Genomic DNA, 14,411 nt, shown 5'->3' on the forward strand with positions numbered 1-14,411 from the left:
GGAGTTTTAATGTCTTTCTCGATGAGCCGCAATGAGTTCGCCGCGTACCTGGATTCTGTGCGTATTACCGGCGAGGTGGCAACCGCCCGAGAGAATAACCTGGACCACATTCAGGGTTTCCTGGATGGTAATGAGCACCTTGAGTTTGGTGTGCAGTGGACCCGTGAGTGGGATTACGATTCGGTGTTTGAGGTGATGGTCCGCCGCGCGGGTCTGAACCCGGACCGTTCGCATACTCACGGCCAGGACACTATTGGTGCTGAGCAGTGCATCAGCGCGCTGGAGGAGTACGCCCGTATCTTCGGTGAGGCGGTGCGTGCGGGTTCTCGTATTCTGTTTGCGACCGGTCACCCGGCGGGTTTGTTCCCCATGTACGCGGTGATGGCTGCGGCGGCGAAGGCTGCTGGTGCTGAGGTTCTTCAGATTGAGGAGGGCGAGCGTTTCCTGGACGGCGACGTCCGCCAGATTATGGATGTCGTGATGTTTGAGCAGTACGGCAACCTGCAGCATACGCATTTCCCCGGCCCGATGCGCATCGCTTTGGATCAGCTGGAGGCGCGTGGCGTGACCCCGGACCTGGTGGTTTCGGATCACGGTATGGGTGGTTATGCGGCGTCTACTCGTAAGCTGCTGACGATTGGCATTGCGGATTGTAATGATCCGGGTCTGTTTGTTGCGGCTGAGCAGGGAGATTTGCCGGTGTGCGTGCCGATGGACGATAACGTTCCGCCGCGCCGTTATGAGCCGATGATTGATTTCATTTTGGATCGTGCGGGGCTTGAGCGTCCTTAATGTCCCTTTTACGCCGTGTGCGTAGGGTTTGTTATTGAGCCTCCGGGGTTTGTCTTTTTATATGCCGGTTATTGTTTTTCTGCAGGTGCGTGAAACATACCGGTAGTTTTGGGAGTTTCTTAGCTCCACTAGGCATTCTTCCCGGAGGCTCTTATTCTCTTCTTTTTCTGTGATTGATTTCATCACACCGGAGCGACTTTGCCTCTTCATTCTTCGAGACGGAAGACCCCCGACCCCGTAGAATAGTTTACGGAACACGTTTATGCGCTCTGTGGGCTCATATAACGCTCCACTAGGCGTCTTACCAGCGCCTTTGCCGTAGTCTCTGCCATTATTTTCACTCAGTAAGATTAAGGGTTCACTCATTCATCAGGACAAAGACTAGGACACGATTCCCTATTCACCGATAATTAGGGGTAAATGTGCCTATTCGCCGCTCTCAGTCCACGACACAGGACAAATTTCCGGGGAAGATTACACCGTTGAAAGTACAAGATCGTCTTAAAAAAATGTGGGGTTCAGACTTCGTCGTCAAGCGAAGCTGGCATCCCAAGGTTCAGCGTGCCCTTTACTTTGGCGATTTTCTCGCCATTGCTATTGCGGTTGTCGCTGCGCATCTGATTCGTTTCGGGTGGGAGAATGCTGACCTGCCCTATGTGAACGTTTGGCCTATTAACGCCCTGGATGGCCGTATTCCCGCTATTGATTACATCTTCCTGGGCGTTGGTATGGTTGTCGGCTGGTGGTTTATCCTCCAGGTGAACGGCTCCCGCAGCCTGCGCATCATGGGGTTCGGCACTGAGGAGTACCGCCTCATTACTCGCGGTACTACTTACTTTTTCTGCCTGCTGATTATTGTGGCGTTCTTCCTTAAGGTTGACGTCACCCGTATGTACCTGCTGATTGCTTACCCGCTGGGTCTGTTCCTTCTGCTCGTTGAGCGTTGGCTGATTCGTCAGGGTCTGGTGCGTTCGCGTACTCGCGGTCGTGCGTTGACTCGCGTCATGATTATTTCTGATGTGACGACCGGTCAGCACCTGTACAAGAACCTGAAGGATGTGGTTGCTTCCGGCCTGTCCCCCGCTGCGTTCTACCTGCCCGGTTTCACCCCGGGTACTACTGTTGCTGGCGCTCCGATTCCGGTCCTTGGTTACAGCACTTCTCCGGCTGACATTATGGAGGCCATCCGCGAGAACGATATTCACATGGTCGCGGTTACGAATGGTCACCACTTGAGCCCGGATCAGGTTCGTCTGCTGGGTTGGAAGCTTGCTGATGCGCATATTTCGCTGATTATGGCTCCTGCGACGACCGATATTGCTGGTCCGCGTATGCACATGCAGCCGCTGAATGGTCTGCCGCTGGTGCACGTGTCGACGCCGCGTATTACCGGTCTGTCGGCGTTCTTCAAGCGCGCTGTGGATGTTGTGTCTTCGGGTCTGGGTTTGATTCTGCTGTCTCCGCTGTTCCTGGTGGTGGCGCTGCTGGTCAAGCGTGATGGCGGTCCGGTCTTCTTCCTGCAGAACCGTGTGGGTCTGAACGGTGAAATGTTCAAGATGGTGAAGTTCCGTTCGATGCGTACTGACGCCGAAGAGGTTAAGAAGCGCCTCCTGGAGCAGAACGAGGGTAATGGTGTGCTCTTCAAGATGAAGGACGACCCGCGTATTACCCCCATCGGCAAGTTCATCCGTAAGTACTCGATTGATGAGTTGCCTCAGCTGTGGAACGTGTTCATTGGCGATATGTCGCTGGTGGGTCCGCGTCCTCCGCTGGTTGAGGAAGTTGAGCAGTACGAGGACATTGCGTACCGCCGTCTGCTGGTGAAGCCCGGTATTACCGGTCTGTGGCAGGTTTCTGGCCGTAGTGACCTTTCTTGGGAAGAGTCGGTTCGTCTGGATCTCTACTATGTTGAGAACTGGTCGCTTACCGGTGACCTCATTATTCTTCTGCGTACTGTCCGTGCGGTTTTCGCTAAGGAAGGCGCGTACTAAGAAGAGTTGGGGGTCTCTCGCTGGTATGTATGCCGTTTTTGAAGATGCTGTTCCGGCACAGGCAGCTTGGCATCATCCATTGATATAAACGCACAGAAGGGGCGTGAATCCATTTCCGGTGGATTCACGCCCCTTCTTTGTGTCTTCTGCCTAGTTCTTTGAGAGACGCTCAGGGGTCGCCTGAGGGCGTTAGCTTGGAGGCGGCGTACTGGGCGCCTCTGCCCTATTCGGCGATGAGTCGCGCAATGACTTCGGGGAGCATATCCGCGACGCGGGTTGCCGGGGCGGGACCCAGCAGCGCGTCCTTGACGCTTCCGGTGGTGCTGGCGCGTGCGGCTTCACCGTGCAGGTAGACTGCGAGCGCACCGATGGAGGCGTAGGTGCAGTCTTCCAGGGTTTCTCCGCGGGCTTCGAAGGCGGCTACGGTCTGGGCGAGCAGGGCGCCGTAGATGCCGGTGAGGGTGTCTCCGCTGCCTGCGGTGGCGAGCCAGGGGCTTCCTCCGGCAACGCTGTAGGTGGCGCCGTTGGGTGCCGCAATGAGCGTGTAGCCGCCCTTGAGCATGACGGTCGCGCCGGAGAGTTCGGAGGCGGCGCGCACCCAGCGGAAGGGTTCTGCGTCGATATCCTTGCGGCTGGGTACGATGGCGTCGCCCAGGTGCTTCTTCCAAGTTTCGGGGGCGAGCTCGTGCACGATACGCAGGAAGCGTTCGAGCTCTGCGGCGTGCGGGGTGAGGATTTTGTGGGAGCCGAGGTGCTTACCGGTTGCCAGGTATTCTGCCGCCAGGTCGCAGGCGCCCGCGTCGAGGATGGCGGGTTCGGGCGAGTGGAGCAGGTAGCGGTTCTTGTCCAGCGAGTCGTGGCTGGATCCGGAGCCGCCGGCCCAGACGGTGACCCTCTGCAGGGCGGGGGCGCCACTGAAGTAGACGGTTTCGGGGTTGTGGGCAATCATGAGCTGGCGTAGCTCGTGGGAGTTGGCACCGAAGCGAACCATACCAACGCCGGTGTTGAGGGCAGCACGCACACTCATGAGGGCTGCGCCGGGGTATTCGAGGCTTCCAGTGAGCATGCCGAGTACGCCGCGAGTGTACTTGTGGGAGTGCTCGTCGGGGATTTCGATGAGTTCGCGGTAGTCTTCGCGGTCGAGAACACGCAGGGCGGGCTTGTGGGCGTCGAGGGCTTCGGGCACGCCCAGGTCGTAGAGTTTGATGTCTCCGGAGTGGACGCTGTGGCTGGTGCCTGCCGGCAGCTTGTGACCGATGAAGGTGACGGTGCGGTCGGCACGCAGGGAGGGTTCGTGCACGGTTCCGCGGTTGTTGTCGACTCCGGAGGGGGTGTCGACGGCGAGGACTGCGCCGAGCTTACCGTCGAGCTGCGCGGCGCGGAGTACGCCAAGGTATTCACCGGCGCTACCGCGTACGGCGCCGCTGGAGCCGGTACCCAGGATGCCGTCGATGGTCAGGTCGTAGCCGGCAAGCTGCTCGTGGGTGTGTTCGGGGTCGAGCACGCGGGTGCCTTCGCCGCCTTCGCGGGCGATGAGTTCGAGGTTCTTTTCGCTGGAGTCGAAGATGACTGCATCAACGCGGTGACCCTTGGCGCTAAGGCGGGCGCCGGCGTAGATGGTGTCTGCGCCGTTGTTGCCCGGACCGATGAGCAACAGGATTTTGGCGTTGTCCTTGCCGCGGAGCAGGTCCTGTGCTTCGGCTGCGACGGCGTCTGCGGCGCGTTGCATGAGGTAGCCGTCGTAGTCGGCGGCTTCGATGTAGGGCTTTTCTGCTTCGCGTACCTGGGAAGCAGTGTAGATGAGCTTCATTGCTGTCTCCTTGGGTGGCACCGTGCGGGCCTTAGGGGTCACCGGGTGTGGTGTTGATGTGGCTCTGCGTTAATCGTCGGTGGCGTTAGTTTTCGTCGGTGTCGTCGCCGGCGATGACGCTGAGTCGGTAGCTTTCGGGGTTGAACTTTTGCAGGTGCGCCAGTTCTGCATCGCTGAGGTATTCGGCGGTTGCGATGGCGATGGCGATGGGTTCATCGTGGGTCAGCGAGAGGTGGATGCGGTTGATGCCGAGTTCTTTAGCACGGCGGGCGATGGTGCCCTGAATGATGAGGTAGGGTTGGCCGCTTTCGGCGGTGGCGACTTCGCAGTCTTGCCAGTTGAGTCCGGCGGGTGCTCCGAGTACTTTTGCGACGGCTTCTTTGGCGGCAAATCGTACGGCTTGGGAGCGTACATTCCGGGTACGTTCGTTGGGGGTGAAGACGCGGCGGACGAAGGCTGGTGTTTCGGTGACGATTCGTTCGAATCGTTCGATGTTGACGGTATCTACGCCGATTCCCATGATCATGAGCTTCACCTTCTGGGCTAGGGGTGGTGCCGCGTCCTGTTTGCGGTTTCTCTTGTTTTAAGTCTAGCGAGATTCGTTTCTTTTAGATGGGATAGCGGCAAATATGACGCATAGTTGATATCTGTTTCACAGCGTCTATTTTTGTTGGGTCATCCACGAATAACCACCAGGTTAAACGACAAGGGCGGTGGTCAAGTTCTCTAAGAACTCAACCACCGCCCTTGTCGTTATCGCTGAGGCGATTTCCGAGGATTACTCCAGAGGATTACTCCACGGTCACGGACTTTGCGAGGTTACGCGGCTGGTCAACGTCCAGGCCCTTAGCTTCTGCCAGTGCGCATGCGAAGATCTGCAGGGGCACAGTTGCCAGCAGGGGCTGCAGCAGCGAGGGGCATGCCGGGACGGTGATGAGGCGGTCTGCGTAGGGCTTGACGGCCTCGTCGCCTTCCTCGGCGATGACGATGGTGAAGGCGCCGCGAGCGCGCACTTCCTGGATGTTGGAGACGACCTTGCCGTGCAGGGAGTCGCGACCGTTTGCGGAGGGAACCACTACGATGACCGGCTGGCCTTCATCGATCAGTGCGATGGGGCCGTGCTTGAGCTCGCCTGCTGCGAAGCCTTCAGCGTGGATGTAGGTGATTTCCTTGAGCTTGAGTGCGCCTTCCATTGCGACGGGGAAGCCCACGTGGCGGCCAAGGAAGATCACGGAGGAGGCATCCTTCATTTCGACGCCCAGTTCCTTGACCTGGGTGTCGTTGTCGAGGACCTTCTGGATCTTTGCGGGCATGTTCTGCAGCTCGGCAAGGATCGAAGCAATTTCGTCCTTGTACTTGTTGCCGCGCAGCTGTGCCAGGTACAGGCCAAGCAGGTATGCTGCGGTGATCTGTGCCAGGAATGCCTTGGTGGATGCCACTGCGATTTCGGGGCCTGCGTGGGTGTACAGCGCAGCGTCGGATTCGCGGGGCAGGGTCGAGCCGTGGGTGTTGCAGATGGAGATAACCTTTGCACCCTGTTCGCGTGCGTGGCGCACTGCCATCAGGGTGTCCATGGTTTCGCCGGACTGCGAGAGTGCCACGATGAGGGTCTTCTCGTTCACGATGGGGTCGCGGTAGCGGAACTCATGTGCGAGCTCAACCTCGGTGGGGATGCGGCACCAGTGCTCGATGGCGTAGCGTGCCACCTGGCCTGCGTATGCTGCGGTACCACATGCGACGACGATGATCTTGTCGATGGTGCGCAGCACCGAGTCGTCAATGTTCAGTTCGTCGAGGGTGAGGTTGCCGTTTTCGTCGAGGCGGCCCATGAGGGTCTGCTCAACTGCGGTGGGCTGCTCGTGGATTTCCTTCTCCATGAAGGAGTTGAAGCCGCCCTTTTCAGCTGCTGCGGCGTCCCATTCGATGTGGAAGGGCTTGCCCTCTGCGGGGTTGCCTTCGAAGTCGATGATGGAGTAGTCGCTGCCGGTGATGGTCACGATCTGGTCCTGACCCATTTCGACGGCTTCCTTGGTGTAGTCAATGAACGCGGAGACGTCAGAGCCGAGGAAGTTCTCGTTCTCGCCCAGGCCGATGACCAGCGGGGAGTTGCGGCGGGTTGCCACAACGCGGTCCGGGTGGTCGGCGTGGATAGCCAGGATGGTAAATGCACCTTCGAGGCGGTTGGATGCGACGCGTACTGCCTCGGTGAGGTCACCGGTACCGAGCTTGTTGTAGATGCTTGCGATGGTTGCTGCAGCTACCTCGGTGTCGGTCTGAGATGCGAACTCTACGCCTTCGGCGAGCAGTTCGGCACGCAGTTCTGCGAAGTTTTCGATAATACCGTTGTGTACGACGGCGAGGCGGCCGTTGTCGACAACGTGGGGGTGAGCGTTGTTGTCGGTGGGTCCACCGTGGGTAGCCCAACGGGTGTGACCGATACCAATCTGGGAGTCCGGCAGGGGGTTTTCCTTAACCTCGTTTTCGAGGTTCAGGAGCTTGCCTGCCTTCTTACGGAATACGATGCCGTCGGGGCACACGAGTGCCACGCCAGCAGAGTCATAGCCGCGGTATTCCTGGCGGCGCAGACCTTCGAGGACCACATCGTATGCGTTGTGGTCAAACTTGTTACCGTCCGGAGCAGTGTCCAGACCTACATATCCTACGATTCCACACATGCTATAAGTTTATCCCACAAGTATCCAGATATGCGCACGGTGAAATACCGTTATACGTCACGTTTATTGTGGCTTTCCTGGCTTTTTCAGGTTTTACCCTTTTCTTTCCATACATTTATTTCTTCAGACATACCGTGAGAGTAGATATTTTCCCCACGGGCTGAAAGTTCGTACACTTAGATAAATGAGCACCGCACCGTATTTTTCTGGCGATGACCGCTTCATGCATCTTGACCGTTCCCGTTGGTCGCACCTAGCCGATGAGATTTCTGTTCCCCTCAGTGCTGAGGAAATTGAGTCTCTTCGAGGCCTGGGTGAAACTGTCGACCTTGAGGAGGTGCAGCGTATTTATCTGCCGGTTTCTCGTCTTCTTAACCTGTATGTGACTGCTGCTTCTTCGTTGAACCATATGACGAATGATTTTCTGCATGTGTCTCAGCGCCGCGTCCCGTTCATTATTGGTGTGGCGGGTTCTGTTGCTGTGGGTAAGTCGACGACGGCACGTATTTTGCAGGCTCTTTTGAGCCGTTGGCCTTCGACTCCGAAGGTTCAGTTGGTGACGACGGATGGTTTCTTGTACCCGAACGCGGAGCTTCAGCGTCGCGGCATTATGCACCGTAAGGGTTTCCCGGAGTCTTATGATCGCCGCACCCTGTTGAATTTTGTGTCGCAGGTGAAGTCCGGTGCTGAGCGTGTGGTGGCGCCGAAGTATTCGCACCTGTATTACGACATCATGCCGGATGAGCATATTGAGGTCACGGCACCGGATGTGCTGATTCTTGAGGGTTTGAATGTTTTGGCGCCTTCTCAGGCTGAGGGGCCGGAGACTTCTGATCTGACGCTGAGTGATTTCTTTGATTTCTCTATTTATGTGGATGCCCGCACTGAAGATATTGAGCGCTGGTATGTGAATCGTTTCTTGACTCTGCGTTCTTCGGCTTTTGCGAATCCGGAGTCGTATTTCAAGCGTTATGCGGAGCTGAGCGATGAGCAGGCGGTTGAGGTTGCGACCGGCATTTGGAAGAGCGTGAATGAGCCGAATCTGTTGCAGAATGTTTTGCCGACTCGTGCTCGTGCGCATTTGATTCTGCAGAAGGGCGCCGAGCATACCGTGGAGCAGGTTCTTCTGCGTAAGAACTAGAGGTTCTTTAGGTTTTTATCGTTCGTGTGCGGCTTTTAGTTGCCTGTGTAGCGCGTTTGTGGTGCATTCTAGTAGAAGGCGCCGGAGGCTCCACTCCCTCACGGGGTGGGTTTAGGCTTCCGGTGCTTTTGTATGCACCTACGCCATGATGAGGAGTTATTGTGAAGTCCCTGCACCGTACGTCTACCGCTCAGGAGTCTTTTGATAGTTCTGCGGTGAATCGCCGTACTCTTTTGGGTGCCGCTTTGGGAGTTGGTGGCACGGCGCTATTGGCAGCTTGCGGTTCGCAGGGTCAGGGTGCGTCTTCTTCATCTTCTGCAGCGAGTGCTTCTGAGTCTGCGGCGGCTTCGGCGGCTTCTTCTAGCGCCTCTTCCCCTGCGGCAGCCTCTTCTGCCGCGCCCTCCCCTGTTGCTTCTGCTACCAGTGCTTCTGCAAGTGCTTCGGCTTCTGCGAGCGTGTCTTCTTCCCCGTTGGCGCTTGCTCAGCCTAGTGTTGAGTCTCAGCCGGACTCGTTGCGTTGCCTCGTAAATAAGATGCGCCCCTTTGAGCAACAGGACTGGGAGCCGAGTGACCTGGTGGAGTTCTACGGTCATCAATTGCGTGCTGAGGCGGCTAAGGCGGCGGACACGATGATTGATGCGGCGGCGACCGATGGCGTGACCCTGCTTGTTTCTAGCGCGTATCGTTCGTATGCGGTGCAGCAGCAGACCTATCAGTATTGGGTTTCGGTGAACGGTCAGCAGGTGGCGGATCAGTTGTCGGCTCGTCCCGGCTATTCGGAGCATCAGACGGGTTTGGCGATTGATTTTGCTTCTCCTGAGGGTTGCCGCCTGGAGGAGTGTTACCGCGATACGCTGGCTGGTCAGTGGTTGGCGAAGAATGCTCCGCGTTACGGATATATTTTGCGTTTCCCTGATGGTCGTCAGTCGGTGACCGGTTATCGTTTTGAGCCGTGGCATTACCGTTATGTGGGTGTGCAGATTGCTCAGGAGTATGTGTCTTCGGGTGCGAAGACTTTTGAGGAGTTTATCGGTACGGGTGCGGCACCCGACTATGCAAGTGCGAACTAGGCTCTGAGCTAAGTTTTTGGCTTTGTCCGGTGCGTCGAGTGGTGATGCGTGTCGTATTTCTGGCTTCCATGTCGGAATTAAATAGGCACAGTAGATGCATATTTTTTCGCGTACAAGTCCTGTAAATCCGCGGTTTTTCGCAGGTTTTAGAGAGTTTTAGTCAGCTTCATGTGACCTAGACCTTAAGTATTGAGTGCCATAGAACCACTGTGAAGAAAAACACATACTTTACAGTGAAAATTTTCTCAGAATATGGCATTTTGAACACCCGAAAGGCGCTATTCTATATCTCATGCTTAAGGGTTTTAAAGATTTTCTGATCCGCGGTAACGTCATCGACCTCGCAGTTGGTCTGATCATGGGTACCGCCTTCACCGCTGTGGTGACCGCACTTGTCCAGGCCGTCCTGATGCCGGCTATCTCCATGCTGGTTGGCTCCCCCAACTTCGATGAGTTCCTGGTCTTCGGCCAGATCAAGGTTGGCGTGTTCCTGACCGCTGTTGTCAACTTCGTCCTGATTGCAGCTGCTGTGTACTTCGCAGTTGTTATCCCCACTCAGAAGCTGACTGAACTCGCACTGGCTAAGAAGAAGGCTGAAGACGAGGCTGTTGAAAAGGAAGAGACCGAGCTTGACCTCCTGAAGGAGATCCGCGACGCTCTGGCAAAGAAGTAATTTCTCTGCTCTCTACCACTAAGTTTCAAACCCCCGTATCCCCTGTGGATGCGGGGGTTTTCCGCATCCTCTTTCCCCTGCGCCCAATCAAGATAACGAAGAAGGGCTGGGAAGATGTTACCTTCCCAGCCCTTTCTCGATCCTCCGCTAAGGAAGAATACGTTTAGAGTGCCAGTTCCTTAGCCACAACGTCAGCCAGCTGCTGAGCAACCTCATCAGCCTGCTCCTGAGTTGCAGCTTCAACCATCACACGCACCAGAGGCTCGGTGCCGGATGCACGCAGTAGCACGCGGCCGCTCTCACCCAGTACGCCCTCAGCCTCGCTCACAGCGGTAGCGAGCGCCTCATTGGTCTTCACAGCCGCACGGTCAACACCCTTGACATTGATCAGACGCTGCGGGGTGGGCTGCATACGCGATGCCAGCTCCGAGAGGGTCTGACCGCTACGAGCCACCTCTGCAGCCAGCTGGATGCCGGTCAGAACGCCGTCACCGGTGGTTGCGTAGTCGCTCATGATGACGTGGCCGGACTGCTCGCCGCCAAGGTTGTAGCCGTGCTCGCGCATAGACTCGAGGACGTAGCGGTCACCCACAGCGGTACGGCCCAGGGTAATACCGTGCTCGCGCAGGTACAGTTCCAGGCCCAGGCTGCTCATTACGGTTGCGACGAGGGTGTCCTTTGCGAGCTTACCTTCGCGCTTAGCGGCAACAGCCAGGATAGCCATGATCTGGTCGCCATCTACCAGGTTGCCCTTTTCGTCAACTGCCTGGCAACGGTCGGAGTCACCGTCGTGGGCGATACCGAGGTCCGCGCCGTGCTCAACGACAGCTGCCTGCAGCTTCTCGGGGTGGGTGGAGCCCACACCGTCGTTGATGTTGGTGCCGTTGGGCTCTACAGCCAGTGCGATGACCTCTGCACCCAGTGCCTCGAAGGTTGCCGGGGACGCCGCGTAGGCTGCACCGTTTGCACAGTCCAGAACAATCTTCATGCCTGCGAGGGGCTTGCCATCGGGCAGGGTGGAGACCAGGTGCTTCACGTAAGCCTCGGTACCGTTCTCCAGGGGCTTGACGGTACCCACAGCACCACCGGTCGGGTAGCGGAAGGACTTCTCGCGGTAAACGCGCTCAATAGCGTCCTCAACGGAGTCTTCCAGCTTCTGGCCGCCACGAGCCAGGAACTTAATACCGTTGTCCGCTGCAGGGTTGTGCGATGCAGAAATCATCACGCCGAAGTCAGCACCGGTGTGTGCCACCAGGTAAGCTGCTGCGGGGGTGGGGACAATGCCGGCATCCAGCACGTCAACACCTGCGCTAGCGAAGCCAGCCTTCATCGCAGAGACAATAAAGTCTGCAGAGGATCGGGAGTCATTTGCAATCACGGCACGGGGGCGTACGCCCTCTTCTACCGTGTCAAAGCCCAGAACAATAGAAGCCGCCTGCGCGAGCTCCATAGCCAGGGCGGGAGTAATTACATCGTTTGCCAGACCGCGTACGCCGTCGGTTCCAAAAAGTCGTTCAGTCACCCTTTTATTTTACGTTGTGCGTAACTCTGCTTAGGCGCATACACCGTATTTTCTTCAGAATCAGAAAGTGATTTTCAGCGGCTACATATCTGCTTCATAGCTAATGTTTCTGTAGACGCGCAAAGGTGCCTGCTCTCAGTTCCCAGAGAGGGAAAAGAGAGGCAGACACCTTCACAGGGCAAGCTGTTTAGCGGTTATACCGCCGCAAGGTTGAGTTGTTACTCTCCCTTATCTCTCAACGCTTACTTGACGACGGGGAAGCCGTCGGGGGAGTCACCGGACTCGTCCTCGAAGACGTGTGATGCGGAGCGAACGATCAGCGAGTCGAGCTCGCCCACGACTGCCTCATCCTTGGAGGGGTAGTCGAACTGGGAGAGCACGTAACGCATTGCTTCCAGACGTGCGCGCTTCTTGTCGTTGGACTTGATAACGGTCCAGGGAGCGTCACCGGTGTGGGTGTAGAAGAACATTGCTTCCTTTGCCGCGGTGTAGTCGTCCCACTTATCCAGGGATGCCAGGTCGGTGGGGGAAAGCTTCCACTGGCGAACCGGGTCGGTACGGCGGGAGGTGAAGCGTGCGAGCTGCTCTTCGCGGGTGACGGAGAACCAGAACTTGATGATGTGGATACCGGAGTTCACCAGCATGCGCTCCAGGTCCGGAACTTCGCGCATGAACTCGAAGTACTGTGCCTGGGTGCAGTAGCCCATAACGCGCTCAACGCCGGCACGGTTGTACCAGGAGCGGTCCATCAGGACGATTTCGCCGCCGGAGGGCAGGTGCTTGATGTAACGCTGGAAGTACCACTGGGTCTGCTCGATATCGGTCGGCTTCTCCAGTGCCACAACGCGAGCGCCACGGGGGTTCAGGTGCTCGGTGAAGCGCTTGATGGAGCCACCCTTACCTGCTGCGTCACGGCCTTCGAAGATGATGAGGATCTTCTGACCGGTGGACTTAGCCCAGAGCTGCAACTTCAGCAGCTCAATCTGCAGGGCACGCTTTTCCTTCTCGTATGCCTTACGGCTGAGCTTGGTGTCGTAGGGGTAACCCTTCTTCCATGCCTGCGAGGTTTCGTCGTCCTTCTTGTCCTTGCCGAGGGCGCGGGTGAGGGAAGCCATTTCGTCCAGCTCTGCCGAGTAGTCTTCGACAACGGAGGTGCGGCGTGCCTGGGGCTTCAGGGCTTCCTTGATGGCTTGTTTCTTCTCAGAACCGGTGTGTGCGTGTGCGCCTCCAGCGGCGTGCTGGTGGGCTTCAGTCTGAGGAGCCTCCACTGCCTTCTCTTCGGGCTGGGTGGAGGGATTCTGCTCTGCCATGAGTACTCTTTTCTTCCTGTCTGCTTTGACTCTTTAACTCTACCGGTGTGCTCTTCGATGAACAAACGTAACAGTTATATGCACCCTATAACCTTGTAACGCTCACGGTGAGTAGATACGCAAAACGCCCCGACTCTCCCGAAGGAGAAGCGGGGCGTAACGCTTCGTGAAAACCAGCGATTAACGCTTGGAGAACTGCGAAGCCTTGCGTGCCTTCTTAAGACCAGCCTTCTTACGCTCGATGACGCGTGCGTCACGGGTCAGGTAACCAGCCTTCTTCAGTGCGGGGCGGTTGTTCTCGCGGTCAATCTCGTTCAGTGCACGAGCGATACCCAGGCGCAGAGCACCTGCCTGACCGGAGGGGCCACCACCGTTGATGCGTGCGATGACGTCGTATGCGCCCTCGAGCTCCAGGAGCTTGAAGGGCTGGTTGACGTCCTGCTGGTGCAGCTTGTTGGGGAAGTAGTCTTCCAGGCTACGACCGTTGATGGTCCAGTTGCCGGAACCGGGCACAACGCGAACGCGTGCGACTGCTTCCTTGCGGCGACCAACTGCTGCGCCTGCAACGGTCAGTGCCGGACGTGCTGCCTTAGCCGCTGCGGGGGCAGCGGACTCCGAGGTGTAGCTGGTCAGCTCTTCCTCGACTACGATCTGCTCTTCGTTCTGAGCCACGATTTCTCCTATTGTTTCTTCGTAGGCCCGAATTACTGGGCGACCTGGTTGAATTCGTAGGTCTTGGGCTGCTGTGCCGCGTGCGGGTGCTCGGGGCCAGCGTAGACCTTCAGCTTCTTGAGCTGCTGTGCAGCGAGCTTGTTCTTGGGCAGCATGCCCTTGACAGCCTTCTCAACCGCGCGAACGGGGTTGGTCTCAAGCAGCTCTGCGTAGTTCACGGACTTCAGACCGCCGGGGTAACCCGAGTGGCGGTATGCACGCTTCTGCTCGAGCTTTGCACCGGTCAGGGCGACCTTCTCAGCGTTCACGATGATAACGAAGTCACCGGTGTCAACGTGGGGAGCAAAAGTCGGCTTGTGCTTACCGCGCAGCAGGATAGCGGTCTGGCTTGCGAGGCGGCCGAGAACAACGTCGGTGGCGTCAATGACGTGCCACTGGCGCTCGACTTCGCCGGGCTTGGGAGTATAAGTGCGCAAAATATTGGCCTTTGTCTCGAAATGTACATACGGCGCTTAGTTGGGTATCGCGCCTTTTACTTACGTGCATGACGAACACCCGGGTGAGGACCGAGCTGCCGCCCGTTCTGCCCGTACTCTATACCGCCTTAACGTCCTGCAACTAGACAGCGATTTAGAGCGCGCTCGGGTAGAACACGCACAACATATCAAGACTATACAGGACGTCGAGTGCTTAATCCACCGCCAAAGCCTTAAAAATAGGGCTTTTTTGTCTTAAACACATTTTTAAATTCCATC

Annotated in this window: 12 protein-coding genes; 5 read left to right on the forward strand and 7 right to left on the reverse strand. The window is 57.2% G+C overall.

The features are described from left to right. Positions 1-9: 9 nt before the first annotated feature. Together HMPREF2527_RS05210 and HMPREF2527_RS05215 are read left to right on the forward strand one after the other, a co-directional pair. The gene (locus HMPREF2527_RS05210; protein ID WP_070506892.1) at positions 10-792 is read left to right on the forward strand and encodes a phosphatase; all 783 of its coding nucleotides are present in this window, start codon (positions 10-12) and stop codon (positions 790-792) included. 509 nt (positions 793-1,301) lie between these two features. Next, positions 1,302-2,783, forward strand: coding sequence for a sugar transferase (locus tag HMPREF2527_RS05215; RefSeq protein WP_044150222.1), 1,482 nt, complete (start codon positions 1,302-1,304; stop codon positions 2,781-2,783). Positions 2,784-3,006: 223 nt separating this feature from the next. Here the strand turns inward: HMPREF2527_RS05215 and HMPREF2527_RS05220 are convergent, their stop codons facing one another. The 3 genes from HMPREF2527_RS05220 to glmS form a co-directional block, all read right to left on the reverse strand. Further along, on the reverse strand, positions 3,007-4,593 hold the full coding sequence (locus HMPREF2527_RS05220) for a bifunctional ADP-dependent NAD(P)H-hydrate dehydratase/NAD(P)H-hydrate epimerase (RefSeq protein WP_070506895.1): 1,587 nt from the start codon (positions 4,591-4,593) through the stop codon (positions 3,007-3,009). 85 nt (positions 4,594-4,678) lie between these two features. Next, positions 4,679-5,119 carry a holo-ACP synthase gene (locus HMPREF2527_RS05225; RefSeq protein WP_044150219.1) on the reverse strand — a complete coding sequence of 147 codons (441 nt, stop codon included), beginning with the start codon at positions 5,117-5,119 and terminating at the stop codon, positions 4,679-4,681. A gap of 265 nt (positions 5,120-5,384) precedes the next feature. Next, positions 5,385-7,268 carry a glutamine--fructose-6-phosphate transaminase (isomerizing) gene (gene glmS, locus HMPREF2527_RS05230; protein ID WP_070506897.1) on the reverse strand — a complete coding sequence of 628 codons (1,884 nt, stop codon included), beginning with the start codon at positions 7,266-7,268 and terminating at the stop codon, positions 5,385-5,387. A 184-nt stretch (positions 7,269-7,452) separates the two neighbouring features. Between glmS and coaA the strand changes: the two genes are divergently transcribed. The 3 genes from coaA (at position 7,453) to mscL (ending at position 10,152) form a co-directional block, all read left to right on the forward strand. Then, on the forward strand, positions 7,453-8,409 hold the full coding sequence (coaA, locus tag HMPREF2527_RS05235; protein ID WP_070506900.1) for a type I pantothenate kinase: 957 nt from the start codon (positions 7,453-7,455) through the stop codon (positions 8,407-8,409). A 161-nt stretch (positions 8,410-8,570) separates the two neighbouring features. Beyond that, on the forward strand, positions 8,571-9,479 hold the full coding sequence (locus HMPREF2527_RS05240; protein WP_070506902.1) for a M15 family metallopeptidase: 909 nt from the start codon (positions 8,571-8,573) through the stop codon (positions 9,477-9,479). Positions 9,480-9,771: 292 nt separating this feature from the next. Then, positions 9,772-10,152: a large conductance mechanosensitive channel protein MscL gene (gene mscL, locus HMPREF2527_RS05245; protein WP_070506904.1), complete on the forward strand. Its 381-nt coding sequence runs from the start codon at positions 9,772-9,774 to the stop codon at positions 10,150-10,152. A 163-nt stretch (positions 10,153-10,315) separates the two neighbouring features. Here mscL and glmM read toward each other — a convergent pair whose 3' ends face one another. The 4 genes from glmM to rplM all read right to left on the reverse strand — a co-directional run bounded on the left by glmM (position 10,316) and on the right by rplM (position 14,132). Continuing rightward, on the reverse strand, positions 10,316-11,674 hold the full coding sequence (glmM, locus tag HMPREF2527_RS05250; protein WP_070506905.1) for a phosphoglucosamine mutase: 1,359 nt from the start codon (positions 11,672-11,674) through the stop codon (positions 10,316-10,318). Positions 11,675-11,916: 242 nt separating this feature from the next. Further along, on the reverse strand, positions 11,917-12,984 hold the full coding sequence (gene ppk2, locus HMPREF2527_RS05255; RefSeq protein WP_049346444.1) for a polyphosphate kinase 2: 1,068 nt from the start codon (positions 12,982-12,984) through the stop codon (positions 11,917-11,919). Positions 12,985-13,164: 180 nt separating this feature from the next. Beyond that, positions 13,165-13,656: a 30S ribosomal protein S9 gene (gene rpsI, locus HMPREF2527_RS05260; protein WP_005505036.1), complete on the reverse strand. Its 492-nt coding sequence runs from the start codon at positions 13,654-13,656 to the stop codon at positions 13,165-13,167. A 32-nt stretch (positions 13,657-13,688) separates the two neighbouring features. After that, complete coding sequence (gene rplM, locus HMPREF2527_RS05265) at positions 13,689-14,132, reverse strand: 50S ribosomal protein L13 (RefSeq protein WP_005505035.1); 444 nt, start codon at positions 14,130-14,132, stop codon at positions 13,689-13,691. Between the last annotated feature and the right edge of the window lie 279 nt (positions 14,133-14,411).

Origin of the sequence: Rothia sp. HMSC071B01 (genome assembly GCF_001808945.1) — a bacterium.
Lineage (GTDB): Bacteria > Actinomycetota > Actinomycetes > Actinomycetales > Micrococcaceae > Rothia.